Below are 17,814 nucleotides of genomic sequence, written 5' to 3' on the forward strand. Positions count from 1 at the left end.
CGGCGCCCACGGGACGCGAAGCGGCTCGTCAGTGGACGGCGGCCTGCACGGCGCGCAGCCGCGCCATGACCTGGTCGCGCAGCTCCTCGGGAGCCGTCTCCTTGCACGCCCGCGACACGACCTCGGTCAGCGTGGTCGCGACCAGAGCCTCCTCCGCGCAGGACGGGCAGTTGTCGAGATGCTCGCGGATGTCGGAGTGCTCCGTCTTGCACATCTCGTTGCGGAGGTATTCCTCCAGGTCCTGCCGCGCCTTGGCGCATCCGCAGTCCGTCATTTCGTGCTCCTCGTGCCGGCCGTGGCGATTCCTCGCTCTGCGGCGTAGTCCGCCAGCAGCTCCCGCAGCATGCGGCGCCCGCGGTGCAGGCGGCTCATGACGGTGCCGATGGGGGTCTTCATGATGTCGGCGATCTCCTGATAGGCGAAGCCCTCGACGTCGGCGAGGTACACCGCCAGTCGGAAGTCCTCCGGGACCGCCTGCAGCGCCTCCTTGACGACCGACGCGGGCATCCGGTCGATCGCCTCGGCCTCGGCCGAGCGGCTGTGCGACGCCGTGGTCGATTCGGCGCCGCCGAGCTGCCAGTCCTCCAGCTCGTCGATCGTGCCCTGATAGGGCTCGCGCTGGCGCTTGCGGTAGATGTTGATGTAGGTGTTCGTCAGGATCCGGTACAGCCACGCCTTGAGGTTCGTGCCCTGCGTGAAGCTCGACCATGAGGCGAACGCCTTCACGAACGTCTCCTGGACGAGGTCCGCGGCATCGGACGGGTTGCGCGTCATGCGCATGGCGGCGGCATACAGCTGATCCATGAAGGGGATCGCCTGCTCCTCGAATTCCCGGCGCGCGGAGGATTCCGCGTCCGGCTGCGCGTCCAGCGGTGCGTGATCGTTCATCGCCAGCCAGTTTAGGCCGAACGCGTCGACCTCCACCGGTTCGAGAGTCGCGAGCATGCGCATTGCCTTCCGTTTCCCGCCCTCCGCTGCCGGAGGCCTTCAGTAGGGTAGGAACCGATGAGCGCCTCCATGTATTCCCCCGCACCGCGCGGACGCTGGTCCGCGCCGCTCGCCGCAGGCACCCTGAACGCGCGGCTGCGCGTGCCGGGATCCAAGTCGCTCACCAACCGCGAGCTCGTGCTCGCAGCGATCGCGGACGCGCCGGGACTCGTCTCGGCTCCTCTGCACTCGGACGACTCCGCCCGGATGATCGACGCCCTGCGCGCCCTCGGCGTCGGGGTCGAGGAGCAGCCGGGCACGGGCGGGTTCGGACCCGACCTCCGGATCACCCCCGCGCGGCTCACCGGCGGCACCACGGTCGACTGCGGTCAGGCCGGCACCGTCATGCGCTTCATCGCACCGCTCGCGGGACTCGCCCGCGGCGACGTGCTGCTGACCGCGCACGAGACGGCGCTGCACCGCCCGATGGGCGCCATGATCCATGCGCTGCGCGACCTCGGTGTCGACATCGAGGACAACGGCAGCTGGTCCCTCCCCTTCACGATCCGCGGGCGCGGCCACATCCGCGGCGGTCGCGTGGAGATCGATGCCTCCGCATCCAGCCAGTTCGTCTCGGGCCTGCTGCTCGCCGCGCCGCGCTTCGACGTGGGCCTGCACCTGGTTCACACCGGCGAGCGGCTCCCGAGCATGCCGCACATCGACATGACCGTCGAGGCCCTGACCCGCCGCGGGATCAAGGTCTCCCGTCCGGCGCCGGGGGAATGGATGGTCGAGGGCGGCGTGCCGCGCTCCAGGGAGATCGCGATCGAACCGGACCTTTCCAACGCCGCGCCGTTCCTCGCGGCCGCGCTCGTCGCCGGCGGCGAGGTCTCGGTCGAGGGGTGGCCCGCGCGCTCCACCCAGCCGGGCGCCCTGCTGCCGGAGCTGCTGGCGCACCTCGGCGCCGAGGTCCGCCGGGCCGATGGCGTGCTCACCGTGCGCGGCACCGGTCGTATCCGCGGCGGCGAGTTCGACCTGTCCGCCGCCGGCGAGCTCGCGCCGACGTTCGTGGGCCTCGCCGCTCTGGCCGACGCGCCCACCGCGATCACCGGCATCGGCCACATCCGCCTGCACGAGACCGACCGGATCGCCGCGCTCGCCGGCAACCTGCGCGCGCTCGGCGGAGAGGCCGAGGAGCTCGAGGACGGCATCCGCATCGTCCCCGCCGCGCTGCAGGCCGGCACCTGGCCCGCGCATCACGATCACCGCATGGCCACCACGGGCGCGCTCATCGGCCTGCGCGTGCCGGGCGTCGAGATCGACGAGATCGGCACCACGGCGAAGACCCTGCCCGAGTTCACCCAGCTGTGGGAGCGTCTGCTCGCCGCCGACGCCACGGGGAGCGCCCGCGCGTGAGCTGGCTGGACGACGACGGCGACGACGAGCTCGACGACTTCGACGAGTCCCAGATCCGGATGCGGCCCAATCCGAAGGCCAATCGCCCGCGCACCAAGCGGCGCCCCGCGCACAGCGACGCCGAGATCGGGCGCGTGCTGGGGGTCGATCGCGGCCGCTACACCGTGCTGCTCGGGGAAGGCGGCGACGCGGAAGACGAGCGCACGATCACCGCGGCGCGCGCCAGAGAGCTGCGCCGCACCCCGATCGTCACCGGCGACGCCGCGCGGGTGGTCGGTGATGTCTCGGGCGAGGACGGCTCCCTGGGCCGGATCGTCGGCATCCTCGAGCGATCCTCGCTGCTGCGCCGCAGCGCCGACGACACCGATCAGGTGGAACGGGTCATCGTCGCCAACGCCGACCAGATGCTGATCGTGGTCGCCGCGGCGGACCCTGAGCCCCGTGAGCGCCTGGTGGACCGCTACCTGGTCGCGGCGCTCGACGCGGGGATCCGCCCGCTGCTCGTGGTCACCAAGACGGATCTGGCGGATCCGTCCGAGTTCCTGAAGCACTTCGAGGGTCTGGATCTCCAGGTGTTCACGAGCGCCCAGGGCGAGATGCCGGTGGACGAGATCGGCATGGCGCTCATCGGGCATTCCACCGTGTTCGTCGGACATTCCGGCGTCGGCAAGTCCACGCTCGTGAACGCACTGGTCCCGGGGGCCCGACGCGCCACCGGGCACGTGAACGAGGTCACCGGCCGGGGAAGGCACACCTCCTCGTCGACCGTGTCGCTGCGCTACGTCGCCCCTCCTCTCACCCCCGGGTCGGGCTGGGTGATCGACACCCCCGGCGTCCGCTCCTTCGGGCTGGGGCACGTGGAACCGCAGAACATCCTCGCCGCCTTCACCGAGCTCGCGGCGATCGCGGAGAACTGTCCGCGCGGCTGCACGCACCGGGCGGACGCCGAGGACTGCGCGCTCAACGAGGCCGCGGCCGACGGCGCGCTCGGAGAGCCGGGCCTGGCGCGGCTGGAATCCCTGCAGCGGCTGCTCGCGACCTTCGCGGACAAGCTCTGAGCGGATCCGCTCCGTGGCATGCGGGTAGCCTGGAGGGGTGACTGCGCAGCGCCTCGAACCCGGATCCCCCGCCCCCGACTTCACCCTGCAGAACCAGGACGGCGCGTCCGTCTCGCTGCACGACCTGCGCGGCAGGAACGTCATCCTGTACTTCTACCCGGCTGCGATGACGCCCGGTTGCACGACCGAGGCCTGCGATTTCCGCGACAGTCTCGCCTCGCTGCAGGGCGCCGGGTACACGGTGCTGGGCGTCTCCCGCGACGACGTGGCGAAGCTCGCGCAGTTCGCCGAGCGCGACGCGCTCTCCTTCCCGCTGCTGAGCGACGCCGACCTGGCCGTCCACCACGCCTACGGCGTCTGGGGCGAGAAGAAGAACTACGGCAAGGTGATCCAGGGCGTGATCCGCTCGACCTTCGTCATCGACGAGGACGGCGTGATCGCGCACGCCCTCTACAACGTCAAGGCCACGGGCCACGTCGCCCGCATCCGCAAGCTCGTGGGGCTCGCCGCGTAACGCGCGTCAGTCGTTCTCCTGCTCGGCGTCGGCGCTCCGGCGTGCTTCGGCACCCGCGCGCCGCGTCAACAGGAACAGCAGCACCGCGCCGATCGCACCGGGGATCAGCAGCGCGAGCACGAACACGACAGGGAACGGCTGCACCGTCAGAGCGCTCAGCGCGACCGCGATCGCGAGGATCTGCACCACCATGCCACCGCTGCGCCCGAATGAGCGCCCGCGCAGCACGGCGAAGGCCAGTGCGGCGAGTCCGACGGCCCCCACCGCGCTGAGCCCGATCAGCCCGAGGGCGGAGGGCAGCGACGTCGCGGCCCCCGAGCTCAGGCCGAACACCTCCATGAGGGTGACCACGAGCAGTGCCGCCGCTTCCAGAGCGAGCACGGCCGCCGCCGCGATGGTCAGTCTCGACGGGCGCATGCGGGCTCCTGAGGGGTGTCTGGGGCGATGGCGTTCGCTCGAGGTTCGCCTCCCGTTCACACGGAGTGCAGAAAATCCTTGATCGTTCGCCTTTCATGTAAGAGAATAGATCACAGCCATGTGCTCCCACAGCGGCGTGGGGCGAGCATCCGCTCGCATCACCGATGGGCGTCGACCCCCCGAACGCCGCCTACGAATTCCGGGCACGCGAAATTCGCGCGCCCATGACATTTCCACACTGAGGAGCCCCCATGGATTGGCGCGACAAGGCCGCCTGCCTCACCGTCGACCCCGAACTGTTCTTCCCCGTCGGGAACACCGGTCCGGCCGTCGATCAGATCGAGAAGGCGAAGGCCGTGTGCGCCCGGTGCACCGTCACCGAGGTCTGCCTGCAGTACGCCCTCGAGTCCAGCCAGGATTCGGGCGTGTGGGGCGGACTCAGCGAGGATGAGCGCCGCGCCCTCAAGCGCCGCGCCGCTCGCGCCCGCCGCGCCGGCTGATACCCGGCCAGACGCAGATTCAGGACGAGCGAGCAGCCCGCAGGCTTCGGCTCGGACCGTCGCGCGGTCCTCGCTCAGCCATGAGTCGGCACGTCGCAGGTCCGCGTCGCGGACGAGCGTCGTGTCGACTCAGCCGTTCACCCAGCGCATGGGGAGGTCGATCGTGACCGTCGTCCCCTCGCCGTCAGAGCCCTCCCACACGATCGTCCCGCCGAGCTCGCCCTGAATGAGCGTGCGGATGATCTGCGTGCCGAGGCCCTGACCGATCCGCCCCTCCGGCAGACCGTGTCCGGTGTCGCGGACGATCACGCGCAGGTTCTCATCGGTGCGCTGCGCCTCGATGGTGACCAGGCCCTCCTGACCCGCGAGACCATGCTCGACGGCGTTGGTGACGACCTCGGTGAGGGCGAGCGCCAGCGGCGTCGCGTATTCGCTCGGCAGCACGCCGAACCGCCCCGTCGACTGAGTGCGCGCCCGCGTGTTGGGGGCGGACGCCACCTCCGCGACGAGCTTCAGCACGCGCGCGAACACCTCGTCGAAGTCGACCTTCTGCGCGAGCCCGCCCGCAAGCGTGTCGTGCACGACGGCGATCGACTCGACGCGGCGCATGGCCTGGGTCAACGCGTCGCGCGCCTCCTCGGAATGCGTGCGGCGGGCCTGGATCCGCAACAGGGACGCGACCGTCTGCAGGTTGTTCTTCACCCGGTGGTGGATCTCGCGGATCGTCGCATCCTTGGTGATGAGCTCCTGCTCCTGGTGGCGCAGCTCCGACACGTCGCGGCACAGCACGATCGCGCCGATCCGGGTGCCGTGATCCTTGAGCGGGATGGCGCGCAGCGAGACCGTGACCCCTCGCGCCTCCACATCGGTGCGCCAGGGCGCGCGCCCCGTCACCACGACGGGCAGAGACTCGTCGACCTGCCGCGAGGGCGGGACGATGCGCGTCGTGACCTCGACCAGGGACTCCCCCTCGAGCTCCTCGTCGAAGCCCATCCGATTGAAGGCGCTCAGCGCGTTCGGGCTGGCGAACGTGACGACGCCGTCGACGTCGATGCGGATCAGGCCGTCGGAGGCGCGCGGGGCGCCGCGGCGCGGCGAGGTCGGCGCGGACAGGTCGGGGAACGCCCCGCTCGAGATCATGCGGAACAGGTCGTCCGCGGCTTCGTTGAACGTGATCTGCTGCCGGGAGGGCGTGCGCGCCTCGCCGAGGTTCGTGTGGCGGGTGAGCACACCGACCGGGCGCGTGCGCTCGCCGTCTTTGCCGCGGGTGCGGACGATCGGCACGGCCCGCACCCTGGTGGGCGTCTCCTCGAACCAGTCGGGATTCGCCGAGTCCACGATCTCGGCCGTGTCGAAAGCGCCCTGCACCTGGGTGCGCCACTGCGGCCGCACCCGCTCCCCCACGATGTCGCGGTAGAACAGGGTCGCCGCGCCGCTGGGGCGGGTGTGCGCGACCGCGATGAAGGATCCGTCGGCGGTCGCGATCCAGATCACGATGTCCGCGGAGGCCAGATCCGCCAGCAGCTGCCCGTCGCTCGCGAGTCGGTGCAGCCATTCGACGTCTTCGTCTTCGAGGCAGCCCTGGGCCTGGGCGAGATCACTGAGTGTCGACACCCTATACAGCCTAAGGCGTATCCCCGGCCCGGCACGCGCGAGCCGGGGCGGCAGGCGCGCGGGCCAGAGCGTCGCCGGATCGCGCTCAGAGCATGGCCAGCGACGTGGCCCGCCAGCGCCGATCCAGCCCCTCCAGCCGGACCGCGACGGCCCTCGTGCGACCGGGGGTCTGCACGATCAGGGTGGCCTCGACGATGCCGTCCGCCGGCGAGGACACGTGCGTGGACAGGATGCGGAACACAGGCCTCGCCGGAGCCACCCCGCGCGCGCTCCGCGCCCTGGCCGACAGGTTCGCGCGCGTCGTGAGCACGATGAACGCGTCCTCCGCGAACCAGCGCGCGAGCTGATCCGCCTCGCGCACTCCGGCCAGCACCTCGAGGACGCCGCGCGTCAGGCTCTGCAGAAGCGGAGTCGGATCAGGCAGCTCCGCGCTCGGCGTGGGCTGCGGCGCGAAATCCTCGAGCGTCATCATCGGCGTTCTCCCCCTCGAGACTCGGATGGCGTGACTCGCAGTCGAGCACATCCGCATGCGGAACGGGGCGGATCGGCCGAGGTGTGTGGAGAACCCGTATGCCGCCTGCGGGTGCATCCCCTAGCCTCGACGGCATGGAATGGGACCGGCTGTTCGAAGATCTCGAGGACCAGGTGGCCTCCGGGTGGGAGGCGGAGCGCGCAGCCCTGGACGCCGAGACGGAGCGTCTGCGCGTCGCCCGGCTCGACCTGCGCACTCGGCTGGGCGCGCTCGTGGACGAGGGTGCGACGCTCGCCGCCGTGCTGACCGATTCCACCCGAGTGCACGGCCGGCTGCGGGCGGTCGGCGCCGACTGGACGGCCGTGCAGCCGCAGGGCGCCCCCGGGATCGTGCTGCTGCCCTCGCACGCCGTGGAGCTGTGGGCGCTCGACCACGGGGCGCTGCTCAGCAGCAGCACCGCCCCCGCGCCGCTCTCGCCGCTGCGCGAGCGGATGACGTTCGGGTTCGTGCTGCGGGACCTCGCCCGGCGCCGCAGCGGAGTGACGGTGCGCACCCGCTCCGGCACGGTGCTGGCAGGGACGATCGACCGCGCAGGCTCCGACCACCTCGATCTCGCGCTGCACGATGCGGGCTCGCCGCGGCGAGCACGAGCGGTCGCGGGATTCCGCATCCTGCCGTTCGCCTCGGTGCTCTCGCTCAGCACGGATGCTCCCGCCCCCGGCCTCGGCTGAAGAGCGCGCAACCGCTCCGCTCCCGCATGCCGAGCCCACTGCCCGAACGTGGTGGCCCCACATTCCGAGTCGTCCCCACCAGCGCACGCCATAGGCTCCGCTCACAGGGACGACCCGAACGTAGTTGCCCGCCATTCCGCGTCGTCCCCACCAGCGCACGCCATAGGCTCCGCTCACAGGGACGACCCGAACGTGGTGGCCCACATTCCGAGTCGTCCCCACCAGCGCACGCCATAGGCTCCGCTCACAGGGACGACCCGAACGTAGTTGCCCGCCATTCCGCGTCGTCCCTACCAGCGCACGCCATAGGCCCCGCTCATGGGGACGACCCGGTCGTGGGCACGGGACGGCGGCGGGCTCACTCGCCGAGGCGGACGGGCGGACCCCACAGCTCGGGGAAGCTCGCCGCGTTGGCCTGACGCCACAGCGCCCTGCGCCGCGCGTCCTCCGCCTGCTCCGCGAGGTATTCGGCGATCGAGGCCTCCTCGACCCGCCACACGGCGGGAGCGCCGAGTCTCGCTCCGCGCAGCCGGCTCTGCATGATGAGCTCGACGATCTCGTCGACCTGCACCCCGAGAAGCTCTGCCACCTGAGCCAGGGCGAGATAACGCACGGCAGGCGGGGATGCGTCGGGCATGCCTCCATTGTGCTCCGCGTCGGTGCGGTCGAGCCAGAGGCCCGGACGCTGTGGATAACTTCCTCGCCCGCATCCGGATTCTGTGACCATGGGCGGATGACCACCGCACGCGCCGCTCGACGGCCCTGGACCGATCTGCGCTTCTTCATCGGCCTCGCCCTGATCGTCCTGTCGGTCGCAGGGGTCTGGCTGATCGTGGGCGCCGCGAAGCAGACCCGTCCCGCTCTGCAGGCGGTGCGCACGATCGTCCCCGGCGATCCGCTCACCTCCGCCGACGTGCGCGTGGTCGATGTCGTGCTCGGAACCGTCGGATCCGGCTATCTCACGCCTGCCACGCTCGAGCCGGGACTGATCGCGACCCGCACGATCGCCGAGGGCGAGCTCGTCCCGTCGACGGCCGCCGCCGGCTCCGACGAAGGACGCACCACCTCGGTCGTGGTGCGCAGCGCGGTGCCGGTCCCCGGCTCGATCGGCAGGGGCTCCGTGGTCGAGCTGTGGGCAGCCGATCCGCGCGCCGAGGGCAAGGGCTTCGACGCGCCGCGCGTGCTGCTGCCCGATGCGACCGTCGCCTCGGTCGACCGCGAGGACGGTCCGCTGTCGGCGAAGTCCACGACGCTCGAACTCGTCGTGAGCCGGGCGAAGGTCGGCGAGGTGCTCGGAGCGCTGACCGCCGGATCCTCCCTGTCTGTGGTGCAGGTCGGAGCCCGCACGTGACCGGGGTCGTCCTGGCCCTGCCCCCGGAGCGCGCCGAGGGTCTCGCGGAAGAGCTGGAGCTTGCCGGCGTCGCGGTGATCGCGCGGATGCCGCCGCACCAGGCCGCCCGCCTGGTCGCGCACGCCGAGGAGCTCCGCGGTGCCGAGGCGCTGCTGATCCCGGCGGAGCGGGCATGGTTGAGCCCGGCGCTGCGCGGGGCCTGCGACCGCGCGGGCGTGCGGATCCTGACTCTGGGCGACGGTCCAGCCGCCGCCCGGCTCGCGCACCGGCACGGACTGGGCGCGCCGTTGCCCGCCTCCGCGAGCGGATGGGATGTCGCAGACGCGTTCCACGACAGGGGCACGGACGCGGACAGTGGCGCGACGAGCACCGCCGGCGCCGGCGCCGCCGCCGCCTCGCCGAACCGGCTGATCGCGGTGTGGGGCCCGCACGGCGCACCGGGACGCAGCACGGTCGCGGTGCAGCTCGCGGCGCTCCTCGCCGCCCCGGATCGAGGGGTCGCCCTCGTCGACGCCGACACCCATGCCCCTGCCCTCGCCCTCCTGCTGGGCCTGACCGACGACGGGCCAGGCATCGCCGCCGCATGCCGCCGCGCGGAGCTGGGACTGCTCGACGGCGCCGAACTCAGCCGGCTCTCCCGCCCCGCGGAGTCCTCCGGCGGCACCATCGACGTGCTGGTGGGCATCAACCGCCCCTCGCGCTGGCCGGAGCTGTCGGCCGCGCGTCTGCGCGCAGCGCTCGACGCCTGCCGGCGCTGGAGCGCGATCACCCTGGTCGATGTCGCGGCCTCGCTCGAGGCCGACGAGGAGATCAGCAGCGATCTGGACGGCCCCCGGCGGAACGCCGCGACGCTCAGCGCCCTGCACAGCGCCGACCGCATCGTGGCGGTGGCCGCGGCGGACCCGCTCGGGATCGCCCGATTCGTGCGCGGCTATGCGGAGCTGCGCGCCGAGGTCGGCGACGTCCCCGTCACGGTCGCCGTGAACAAGGTGCGTCCAGGCCCCCTCGGCGTCGACGCGCGCGGTCAGGTCCGGCGCGCCCTGGACCGGTTCTCCGGCATCCGCGAGGTGCACTTCCTGCCGTACGATCGGCGCGCGCTGGATGCCGCAGCCCTGCACACCAGACCCGTACCCGACGTGGCGGGCCGCTCGGCGTTCGCGACTGCCGCGCGCACCCTCGCCATGACCCTGATGCGCGACGCGCACAGCCCCGGGACGCGGCGCGAACGGCGTCTCGGGGCTGCGGTCGCGGTCTGACCGGTGCCGACGGTCGGCGCGTGTACAGCACGAGGGCTTCATGTTGATGCCGTGGAGCTATTCGGCCGTGCTGCTCTGTCCCCGAAAAGGGTATCGATCTTGCTGCGATCGGCCCGACTTCGTTCGACCACTAACGCAAATCTATTCGAGGGGGAAAACATGCGGTCTCATCTGCGACGGGCGGCGGTTGCCGTAGTAATGATGCTGGGAATCGGAGCTTTCAGCGGCTGCGCGATGGCGCTCGGCAATACGCGTTGCAATCTGAACGTTCAGAACCCTCATCAGTCGAGGGGAACTCCCCGATACATGGATTCAAAACTCACTTTCACATGCGATCGAGTGGTACATGCCGTATCGGTCACAATCAAGATGCAACGCAGAGCTGGAGGCTCCTGGATTGAGGTTCCTAACTCATCGCGCACGATCTCCATCGATAACCTTCTCGCAAATACTCCACTGAAAGTGATGACTGGGGGCAATTTGCTCTGCACAGTTGGAACCTTCAGGACGGCCGGCAGGGGAACCGCGACGAACGCGCAAGGGCTCCGCGATTCGCTGGACCGGTACTACGGAGATCCTGTGTCTGTGACTTGTCCGAATTCGTAGTTCACGTTCGAGACGACTACCAGCGGCGGCGAACATCTCGCCTTTCGCACTCGTCGTCGCACTCTGGCGGCCAGGATGTTCGCTCCCCATCAGTGGCCGATTGCGCCATGGGTGGGATCGGTGGCCAGGGCGTTCTGCGCGGAGAGGTCGGCATCGCCCACCGAGGTCGATCGACACGAGTCTGGAGACAGGCAGTACTAGTGGGGGCGGTGGCAGGCTTCTGGACTCGTCACACGAGGAGATCCTGTGGCACCATCTTTGGTCAGGTCGGCGTTCGGAATTGGCTAGATCTGGTCTACCCTAGGGTTCGGGCTCACGCATCTGAATACACTACCAGCAGGGCCATGTGGCACAGCGAGAGGTTCAATGCTTCCTTTCATTGCAACACACCTGATTGACAATGCGGTTCTTCTAGGCAACCCTTTCTCAAGGTGAAATCTATGGATGATTCAACAATTACAGCGCGACTGAGATCCAGTTTCGGGGACGATGTCCACTCCGCCGAAGGCGTTGAGCACTGTTGGCTGATCTCTTCCGAATTGGCGAGTCGCACGATCGTTCTTGAAGCAGGCGATGACGCGGTACGGATCCATGCAGGCAGGATCGTCGATGCTCTGTCCCTGGAGGACCGCGACGACCTCGATCGGATCGTCACCCTGATCGAGGCAATCCGTGCCGGTCGCGCCTACGAATATTTTGGCTATTCGACGGAGCCGCCATTCGGCTTCATCGGATACGAAGTCAACGCACCCGGATTGGTCGTTGTGCGTGTGGACGAGGGTGCACGCATCATCCACAAGGCGCTTGTCTGACAATTCAAAAGAGCAGGCCGCGGGAATCTGCTTTGCAATCCGCGACAAGCCACGACGCTGCTGCGCGACGCGCACAGCCCCGGGACGCGACGCGAACGGCGTCTCGGGGCTGCGGCCGCGGTCTGACCCGCGCCGGCGACGGGTTACTGCTTGTAGCTCGCCAGGAAGTTGCCGAGGCGCTCGATGGCCTCGGTGATCACGCGCGGCTCGGGCAGCGTCACCACCCGCAGGTGGTCCGGCGTCGCCCAGTTGAAGCCGGTGCCCTGCACGAGCAGGATGCGCTCAGCGACCAGCAGGTCGTAGATGAGCTTCGCGTCGTCGTGGATCTCGTGCACGTTCGGATCCAGCTTCGGGAACGCGTAGAGGGCTCCCGTGGGCTTCACGCAGCTGACGCCGGGGATCGCGGAGAGCCCCTCCCAGGCGGCGTCGCGCTGCAGGTGCAGGCGCCCGCTCGGGGCGATCAGCGACTCGATCGACTGCACCCCGCCGAGCGCCGCCTGCACCGCGTGCTGCGCCGGCACGTTCGGGCACAGTCGCGTGGACGCGAGCAGGGTGATCCCCTCGATGAAGCCCTTCGCGTGCTGCTGCGGACCCGTGATGACGAGCCAGCCCGACCGGTATCCGGCCACGCGGTAGGTCTTGGAGAGTCCGTTGAAGGTCAGGCAGAGCAGGTCGGGCGCGAGGGTCGCGGTGGGGATGTGGTGCGCGTCGTCGAAGAGGATCCGGTCGTAGATCTCGTCCGACAGCAGCAGCAGGTCATTCTCCCTCGCGACCTGCACGATGCCCTGCAGCACCTCGCGCGAGTACACCGCGCCGGTCGGGTTGTTCGGGTTGATGATGACGATGGCCTTGGTACGAGGCGTCACCTTGGACCGCAGATCCTCCAGATCCGGGTTCCAGCCGTTCTCCTCGTCGCACAGGTAGTGCACAGGGGTGCCGCCGGCGAGGCTGGTCATCGCGGTCCACAGCGGATAGTCCGGCGCGGGGATGAGCACCTCGTCGCCCTCGTCCAGCAGCGCCTGCATGGTCATCGTGATGAGCTCGGAGACGCCGTTGCCGAGGTAGACGTCCTCCGGGTCGACGAGCGGGAAGCCGTCGACCTGCTCATAGCGGCTGACCACGGCGCGGCGCGCGGAGATGATGCCCTTGCTCTCGCTGTAGCCGTGCGCGGTGGGCAGCGTCGCGAGCATGTCGCGCACGATCTGCTGCGGCGCCTCGAACCCGAAGACCGCGGGGTTGCCCGTGTTCAGCTTGAGCACCGAGTGGCCTGCCGCCTCCAGCCGAGCCGCCTCGACGAGCGCGTTGCCGCGGATCTCGTACAGGACGTTCTTCAGCTTGGACGACTGGTCGAAGGTTCTCGGTGTCATCGGCCAAGGTTACCGCCCACGCGAGGGGTCCCCGTGCACGCGGGTCGCGCTACTCGGCGCGGGCCGCGCCCGCACGGACCGCCTCGACGTGCGCGATGCGCTCCCGGCGGCTGCTCTCCACATGCGAGGCGGCGAGCTCCGCCGCGCGCTCCGCGTCGCGTGCCTTGATCGCCTCGAACAGCTCGACGTGCTCCCCGCTGATGTGCTGCAAGTCGTCGTGCTGCGAGAGCGCCCAGCGCAGTCTGCTGCGGATGCCCTTCATCATGTCGCTCAGCAGCCGGTTCTCGGCGAGGTCCGTGACGATCTCGTGGAAGTCGGCCGCGGCGCGGCGGGATCCGATCCCGTCCCCCGACCGTGCGCCGGTCTCCTCCAGCTCGAGCGACCGCTGCAGCCGGGCGAGGCCGTCGCGCCGGTGGCGCTCCGCCGCGAGGCGGAACGCCAGGGGCTCGAGCACCGCACGCACCTCATCGAGATCGGCGAGGTCGGCGTCGGTGAACTCGCGCACCACGGCCCAGGTGTGCGGCCGCAGTTCGACGAGGCCCTCCGCGACGAGCACCTTGAGCGCGTCCCGCACCGGCACCCGGCTCACGCCGAACTCGGCCGCGAGGTCGCGCTCGATCAGGCGGCCGCCGGGGGCGCGCACGCCGTCGAGGATCGCGTCGCGCAACCACGACGCGATCCGCGTGGACTCGGGCTGACGTTCATCCGTGCTGGTCACGGCCCCATTCTTCCATCGCGCGGTCCACCTCCTGCGACGACGGCACGCGGGTCAGGCCTTCGCGGTCTCGACCCAGCGGATGCCCTCCTTGAGCGTCGGCACGATCTCGGTGCCGATCTTGCGCGCGAGCAGGTCGTCCAGCCGGTCGAGCGGACCGATGAGGGTGCGGCCTCCGGCGCGCGCGACGCGGATCGCGGCGTCGATCTTCGGCTGCATGGATCCCTCCGCGAACGACATCGCGGAGACGGCATCGACCGAGGCCGTGTGGATGTCGCGCTGCTCCGGGGTGCCCCAGTTCTCGCTCACGTAGTCGCCGTCGGTGAGCATGATGAGCGTGTCGGCCTGGATGTCGGCGGCGAGCGCGGCGCTGGCGAGATCCTTGTCCACCACGGCCTGCACGCCGATGTGGCGGCCCTTCGAGTCCACGCGCACGGGGACTCCCCCGCCGCCCACGCATACGGCGAGGCTGCCGGCCTCGAGGAGGCGGCGGATGAGCGGCGCCTGCACGATCGAGAGCGGCATCGGCGAGGGCACGACGCGACGGAACGCGTTGCCGTCCTTCGCGATGGTCCAGCGGTACTCGGCGGCGGCCTCTGCGGCGTCGTGCGCGGAGTACTGCGGTCCGATGAGCTTTGTGGGGCGCACGAAGGCCGGATCCGCCTCGTCGACCACGGTCGTGGTGATGATGCCCGCGACCTCGCGCTCGCCGCCCAGCGCGTTGGAGAGCTCCTGCTGCACGACGTAGCCGATCATCCCCTGCGTCTCGGCTCCGAGGATGTCGAGCGGATACGCCGCGACGTCCTGGTAGGCGAGGTTCTGGAGCGCGAGCAGGCCGACCTGGGGGCCGTTGCCGTGCGTGATGACGACTTCGTTGTCGCGGGCGAACGAGGCGAGCGCCTCGCACGCGGCCTTGACGTTGGCCCGCAGGTATTCGGCCGTCATCGGCTCGCCTCGGCGGGCGAGGGCGTTGCCCCCGAGTGCCACTACGACACGCATCTGGTCTCTCCTTCGCTGAGGCCGCGAAGGCGGCCCGTTCGATCAGAAATGGTACTCCATTTAAGACAATGGTATACATTCAAGAGACCACTTGATCACCCTTCCCCATCGCCCACCACGTCGGGGAAGGCCCAGGAGAGAACACGATGCCCCCCATCGCCACCCCGATCGCCGTGCGCGCGATCACCTGGGACCCCTCGCTCGAGGAGACGCTCGCACACGCCGCCGATGCGCAGCCCTCCTCCGTGCTGGCCCGCACCCGCCCCGGCGTCACCCCGTCGATGCCCGTCGATGCCGGCGTGCGGGTGCACTCGGTGCATCGCCGCGCCGTGAACCTCCGTGTCGGCGATGAGCTCGTCGCACTGGTCTCGGCCGCGCTCGATGACGCGCCGGCCACGGTCCGCGTCCCGGTCGAGGACTGGACGGCGCTGCAGGTGCGCCAGGGCGATCCCGCATCGATCGGACCGGACGGCTTCCGCATCGAGACGGTCCAGGGGCCGATCGCCGTGCTCACCTCGTCGGCCACCGCGTGGGCGCCGGCCGAGATCTGCCTGTGCGCGCTCTCGGACGGGCAGCTGCTGCGCGCGGAGGCGACGATCGCGGCGACCCCCGCGCCGGTGCAGCAGTCCGCGTTCGGCAGCGCCGCCGCCGCGCTGCTCACCGAACGCGTGGCGGCTCTCGAAGAGGCGTTGCGGAGGCGGGATCCCTCCGCGATCACCGCGGCCGCGGCAGGACTGCTCGGACTCGGAGAGGGGCTGACGCCGTCCGGCGACGACGTGCTGACCGGGCTCGCCTTCGTGAGCGCGCAGCGCGGGACCAGGCTCCATGGAGCGCTCGCATCGCTCGCCGCCGCACTCGACGACGAGGAGGAGCGAACGACGCTGCTGAGCGTCGCGACCGTCCGCCACGCGCTCAAGGCCCGCGCGCAGCACGGCCTGCACGAGCTGATCCAGGCCGTCCGCGACGGCGACGACGAGCGCATCCGCGACGCGGCGCTGCACGTCGCGGGGATCGGTCACACCTCCGGCACGGACATCCTCTCGGGCGTCCGGCTCGCCCTGCGCACAGAGGCGGCGCTGCGCTCCGCCTCCGCACCCGTCCCCGCGACCTCGTCGTCCGGGATCATTCCGAAGGAGCAAGCGTGATGACCAAGACCGTCCCCGCGGAGACCAGCACGGGTGAGTTCGAGCACGAACCCGTGCCGCTCAGCCACCGGAAGTCGCTCTTCACCGTCTCGGCGGTGTGGTTCGGCTTCCCGATGATCCTCACCAACGCCGTGCCCGGTGGACTCGTGGTCGCGATGCTGGGCTTCTGGCCCGGTGTCGGCGCGATCCTCACCGCGAACGCGATCATGTTCGTCTATGTGAGCCTGCTCAGCTGGCGCGCGGGCCGCACCGGCAAGAGCTTCTCGCTGCAGGCGACCGAGACCTTCGGCACGGCGGGCTACGCGATCGCGTCGGGATTCCTCTCGACCGTGGTCGTCGGATGGTTCGCGTTCAACACGGGCGCGACCGGCGACAGTCTCAGCACGGCCTTCGGCTGGAACGAGACGCTCGTCGCCGCACTCGCAGGCCTCGTGTTCATCGCCGTCACGTACCTCGGCATCCGCGCCCTGTCCGTACTGGGCGCGATCGCGGCACCGCTGTTCATCGCGGCGGTCCTCATCGCGATCGGCATCGCGGCGCAGAACCACGACTTCTCCGCGGTCTTCGGCTACACCGGCGTCGGCGGCGGCGCGATGTCGTTCGGCGTCGCGGTGACCGCGATCATGGCGACCTTCGCCGACTCCGGCACCATGACCGCGGACTTCACCCGCTGGGCGCGCAACGGCAAGCAGGCCGTGATCGCCACAGTCACCGCGTTCCCGTTCGCGAGCCTGGTCGCCCAGCTCAGCGGGGCGCTCTTCGTCGCCGCGGGCGCGATCGCGTCCCCGGCCGTGAACGGCGGCAACTTCGCGCCGATCCTGACCGGCACCCGCAATCCGCTGCTGGACGTGTTCCTGCTGCTGTTCGTCGTGATCAACCTCGGATCCGTGTGCACGCACTGCCTCTACAACGGCGCCCTGGGCTGGTCGCACCTGACCCGTTCGAAGATGCGCGTGCTGACCCTCATCCTGGGCGTGATCGGAACGCTGGTGGCCGTGCTCGGCGCCTGGCACTACTTCGTGAACTGGCTCGCGCTGCTCGGTGTCCTGGTGCCACCGCTCGGCGCCGTGCTCATCGCCGACCAGATCATCCTCGCGAAGCGCAACGCCGGCCGGCCGCCGCAGCGGTTCCGGCTCACCGCGCTGGTGGCCTGGGCCATCGGCGCCGGGGCAGCGCTGCTCTCGCACTTCTTCGCCCCCGTCCTGAGCGATGCCGTGGTCGGCCTCGTCGTGGGCTGCATCGCCTATCTCGCCCTGGAGCGGCTCGCCCGCCCGCAGACCGCCCTCATGAAGGAGACCATCCGATGACCGCTTCGATCAGCGCCGACGAGCGCTACCTCGCCGCCGCTGCGGCCGGCGACCTGGACGGCGTCCGCACCGCCCTCGCCGGCGGCGCCGACCGCAACGCCGTGGACCGCGAAGAGGCCACCGCCATCCTGCACGCCGCGCGCGGCGGCCACCTCGACGTGGTGCGCGCCCTCATCGCCGAGGGCGTCGACATCGACGCCCAGGATCAGACCTGCTCGAACCCGTTCCTGTTCGGCTGCATCACCGACGACCTCGCGCTCGTGCGGACCATGTTCGAGGCCGGAGCCGACCTCAAGCGCCTCACGCGCATGGGCGGAAACGGACTCACCCCCTCAGCGGAGAAGGGGCACCTCGAGGTCGTCCGGTACCTCCTGGAGAACACGCGCATCAACGTCAACCTCACCAACAACCTGGGCTGGACCGCGCTGATCGAGACGATCATCCTCGGCGACGGCGGGCCGGTGCGCCAGCAGATCGTCGAGCTCCTGCTCGCGCACGGCGCCAAACCAGGCATGCCCGACCCGTGGGGAACGTCCCCCGCCGACCTGGCCCGCGAGCGCGGATACGACGAGATCGTCGCCATCCTCGAGCGCCACCAGGCCTGAGA

The 17,814-nt window shown here is 70.3% G+C and carries 20 protein-coding genes; 11 read left to right on the forward strand and 9 right to left on the reverse strand.

The annotated features are described in order from the left end of the window. Positions 1 to 28: 28 nt before the first annotated feature. Positions 29 to 274, reverse strand: coding sequence for a mycothiol system anti-sigma-R factor (rsrA, locus tag RS86_RS19585; protein ID WP_045273924.1), 246 nt, complete (start codon positions 272 to 274; stop codon positions 29 to 31). Beyond that, positions 271 to 888 carry a sigma-70 family RNA polymerase sigma factor gene (locus tag RS86_RS19590; protein ID WP_233310625.1) on the reverse strand — a complete coding sequence of 206 codons (618 nt, stop codon included), beginning with the start codon at positions 886 to 888 and terminating at the stop codon, positions 271 to 273. The genes rsrA and RS86_RS19590 overlap by 4 nt, the downstream gene beginning before the upstream one ends. A gap of 117 nt (positions 889 to 1,005) precedes the next feature. Between RS86_RS19590 and aroA the strand changes: the two genes are divergently transcribed. The 3 genes from aroA to bcp are packed head-to-tail and all read left to right on the forward strand — an operon-like array spanning position 1,006 to position 3,915. Then, the gene (gene aroA, locus RS86_RS19595; protein WP_045273925.1) at positions 1,006 to 2,343 is read left to right on the forward strand and encodes a 3-phosphoshikimate 1-carboxyvinyltransferase; all 1,338 of its coding nucleotides are present in this window, start codon (positions 1,006 to 1,008) and stop codon (positions 2,341 to 2,343) included. Next, the gene (gene rsgA / locus RS86_RS19600; RefSeq protein WP_045273926.1) at positions 2,340 to 3,401 is read left to right on the forward strand and encodes a ribosome small subunit-dependent GTPase A; all 1,062 of its coding nucleotides are present in this window, start codon (positions 2,340 to 2,342) and stop codon (positions 3,399 to 3,401) included. Before aroA ends, rsgA begins: the two co-directional genes overlap by 4 nt. Positions 3,402 to 3,438: 37 nt before the next feature. Beyond that, positions 3,439 to 3,915 (forward strand): thioredoxin-dependent thiol peroxidase, encoded by a 477-nt coding sequence (bcp, locus tag RS86_RS19605; RefSeq protein ID WP_045273927.1) that lies wholly within the window; start codon positions 3,439 to 3,441, stop codon positions 3,913 to 3,915. A 6-nt stretch (positions 3,916 to 3,921) separates the two neighbouring features. Here bcp and RS86_RS19610 read toward each other — a convergent pair whose 3' ends face one another. Then, a complete protein-coding gene (locus RS86_RS19610; protein WP_045273928.1) occupies positions 3,922 to 4,332 on the reverse strand; it encodes a hypothetical protein in 411 nt (136 codons plus the stop codon). A 251-nt stretch (positions 4,333 to 4,583) separates the two neighbouring features. On the opposite strand from RS86_RS19610, the gene RS86_RS19615 reads away from it, so the two are divergent. Beyond that, positions 4,584 to 4,832, forward strand: a complete 249-nt coding sequence (locus RS86_RS19615) for a WhiB family transcriptional regulator (protein WP_045249333.1) — start codon at positions 4,584 to 4,586, stop codon at positions 4,830 to 4,832. A 129-nt stretch (positions 4,833 to 4,961) separates the two neighbouring features. On the opposite strand, the gene RS86_RS19620 is transcribed toward RS86_RS19615, so the two are convergent. Beyond that, entirely contained in the window at positions 4,962 to 6,446 is a 1,485-nt protein-coding gene (locus tag RS86_RS19620; protein WP_045273929.1) for a sensor histidine kinase, read from the reverse strand. A gap of 85 nt (positions 6,447 to 6,531) precedes the next feature. Then, positions 6,532 to 6,915, reverse strand: a complete 384-nt coding sequence (locus tag RS86_RS19625) for an Rv3235 family protein (RefSeq protein ID WP_419177716.1) — start codon at positions 6,913 to 6,915, stop codon at positions 6,532 to 6,534. A gap of 137 nt (positions 6,916 to 7,052) precedes the next feature. On the opposite strand from RS86_RS19625, the gene RS86_RS19630 reads away from it, so the two are divergent. Continuing rightward, positions 7,053 to 7,649, forward strand: coding sequence for a hypothetical protein (locus RS86_RS19630; RefSeq protein ID WP_045274014.1), 597 nt, complete (start codon positions 7,053 to 7,055; stop codon positions 7,647 to 7,649). Between the two features lie 358 nt (positions 7,650 to 8,007). On the opposite strand, the gene RS86_RS19635 is transcribed toward RS86_RS19630, so the two are convergent. Further along, positions 8,008 to 8,286 carry a helix-turn-helix domain-containing protein gene (locus RS86_RS19635; RefSeq protein ID WP_045273930.1) on the reverse strand — a complete coding sequence of 93 codons (279 nt, stop codon included), beginning with the start codon at positions 8,284 to 8,286 and terminating at the stop codon, positions 8,008 to 8,010. A gap of 96 nt (positions 8,287 to 8,382) precedes the next feature. On the opposite strand from RS86_RS19635, the gene RS86_RS19640 reads away from it, so the two are divergent. From RS86_RS19640 to RS86_RS19650, 3 genes are all read left to right on the forward strand, one after another. Next, on the forward strand, positions 8,383 to 9,000 hold the full coding sequence (locus RS86_RS19640) for an SAF domain-containing protein (protein ID WP_045273931.1): 618 nt from the start codon (positions 8,383 to 8,385) through the stop codon (positions 8,998 to 9,000). Continuing rightward, entirely contained in the window at positions 8,997 to 10,256 is a 1,260-nt protein-coding gene (locus tag RS86_RS19645) for a P-loop NTPase (protein ID WP_045273932.1), read from the forward strand. Before RS86_RS19640 ends, RS86_RS19645 begins: the two co-directional genes overlap by 4 nt. A gap of 1,046 nt (positions 10,257 to 11,302) precedes the next feature. Continuing rightward, entirely contained in the window at positions 11,303 to 11,674 is a 372-nt protein-coding gene (locus tag RS86_RS19650; RefSeq protein WP_152642242.1) for a hypothetical protein, read from the forward strand. Positions 11,675 to 11,817: 143 nt separating this feature from the next. Here the strand turns inward: RS86_RS19650 and RS86_RS19655 are convergent, their stop codons facing one another. From RS86_RS19655 to RS86_RS19665, 3 genes are read right to left on the reverse strand one after another with little or no spacing between them, the layout of a single operon-like run. Continuing rightward, positions 11,818 to 13,041, reverse strand: coding sequence for a pyridoxal phosphate-dependent aminotransferase (locus RS86_RS19655; RefSeq protein ID WP_045273934.1), 1,224 nt, complete (start codon positions 13,039 to 13,041; stop codon positions 11,818 to 11,820). A gap of 49 nt (positions 13,042 to 13,090) precedes the next feature. Beyond that, positions 13,091 to 13,759, reverse strand: coding sequence for a GntR family transcriptional regulator (locus RS86_RS19660; protein WP_045273935.1), 669 nt, complete (start codon positions 13,757 to 13,759; stop codon positions 13,091 to 13,093). A 51-nt stretch (positions 13,760 to 13,810) separates the two neighbouring features. After that, a complete protein-coding gene (locus RS86_RS19665; protein ID WP_045273936.1) occupies positions 13,811 to 14,755 on the reverse strand; it encodes a carbamate kinase in 945 nt (314 codons plus the stop codon). Positions 14,756 to 14,901: 146 nt separating this feature from the next. Here RS86_RS19665 and RS86_RS19670 point away from each other — a divergent pair, with 146 nt between their 5' ends. From RS86_RS19670 to RS86_RS19680, 3 genes are read left to right on the forward strand one after another with little or no spacing between them, the layout of a single operon-like run. Then, positions 14,902 to 15,900 (forward strand): DUF2877 domain-containing protein, encoded by a 999-nt coding sequence (locus RS86_RS19670; protein ID WP_045273937.1) that lies wholly within the window; start codon positions 14,902 to 14,904, stop codon positions 15,898 to 15,900. Next, positions 15,900 to 17,207: a cytosine permease gene (locus RS86_RS19675; RefSeq protein WP_045273938.1), complete on the forward strand. Its 1,308-nt coding sequence runs from the start codon at positions 15,900 to 15,902 to the stop codon at positions 17,205 to 17,207. The genes RS86_RS19670 and RS86_RS19675 overlap by 1 nt, the downstream gene beginning before the upstream one ends. Further along, the gene (locus tag RS86_RS19680) at positions 17,204 to 17,812 is read left to right on the forward strand and encodes an ankyrin repeat domain-containing protein (protein WP_045273939.1); all 609 of its coding nucleotides are present in this window, start codon (positions 17,204 to 17,206) and stop codon (positions 17,810 to 17,812) included. Before RS86_RS19675 ends, RS86_RS19680 begins: the two co-directional genes overlap by 4 nt. The last annotated feature ends 2 nt before the right edge of the window (positions 17,813 to 17,814 follow it).

The organism is Microbacterium azadirachtae (assembly GCF_000956505.1).
Classification (GTDB): Bacteria; Actinomycetota; Actinomycetes; order Actinomycetales; family Microbacteriaceae; genus Microbacterium; species Microbacterium azadirachtae_A.

Bases quoted from the DNA above. Each gene is read 5' to 3' on its own strand.
- RS86_RS19630 (WP_045274014.1), top strand. From the start codon at position 7,053: ATGGAATGGGACCGGCTGTTCGAAGATCTCGAGGACCAGGTGGCCTCC.
- RS86_RS19610 (WP_045273928.1), bottom strand. From the start codon at position 4,332: ATGCGCCCGTCGAGACTGACCATCGCGGCGGCGGCCGTGCTCGCTCTG.
- RS86_RS19615 (WP_045249333.1), top strand. From the start codon at position 4,584: ATGGATTGGCGCGACAAGGCCGCCTGCCTCACCGTCGACCCCGAACTG.
- RS86_RS19665 (WP_045273936.1), bottom strand. From the start codon at position 14,755: ATGCGTGTCGTAGTGGCACTCGGGGGCAACGCCCTCGCCCGCCGAGGC.
- RS86_RS19675 (WP_045273938.1), top strand. From the start codon at position 15,900: ATGACCAAGACCGTCCCCGCGGAGACCAGCACGGGTGAGTTCGAGCAC.
- RS86_RS19590 (WP_233310625.1), bottom strand. From the start codon at position 888: ATGAACGATCACGCACCGCTGGACGCGCAGCCGGACGCGGAATCCTCC.
- RS86_RS19670 (WP_045273937.1), top strand. From the start codon at position 14,902: ATGCCCCCCATCGCCACCCCGATCGCCGTGCGCGCGATCACCTGGGAC.
- RS86_RS19625 (WP_419177716.1), bottom strand. From the start codon at position 6,915: ATGACGCTCGAGGATTTCGCGCCGCAGCCCACGCCGAGCGCGGAGCTG.
- RS86_RS19655 (WP_045273934.1), bottom strand. From the start codon at position 13,041: ATGACACCGAGAACCTTCGACCAGTCGTCCAAGCTGAAGAACGTCCTG.
- RS86_RS19640 (WP_045273931.1), top strand. From the start codon at position 8,383: ATGACCACCGCACGCGCCGCTCGACGGCCCTGGACCGATCTGCGCTTC.
- RS86_RS19635 (WP_045273930.1), bottom strand. From the start codon at position 8,286: ATGCCCGACGCATCCCCGCCTGCCGTGCGTTATCTCGCCCTGGCTCAG.
- rsrA (WP_045273924.1), bottom strand. From the start codon at position 274: ATGACGGACTGCGGATGCGCCAAGGCGCGGCAGGACCTGGAGGAATAC.
- RS86_RS19650 (WP_152642242.1), top strand. From the start codon at position 11,303: ATGGATGATTCAACAATTACAGCGCGACTGAGATCCAGTTTCGGGGAC.
- aroA (WP_045273925.1), top strand. From the start codon at position 1,006: ATGAGCGCCTCCATGTATTCCCCCGCACCGCGCGGACGCTGGTCCGCG.
- RS86_RS19680 (WP_045273939.1), top strand. From the start codon at position 17,204: ATGACCGCTTCGATCAGCGCCGACGAGCGCTACCTCGCCGCCGCTGCG.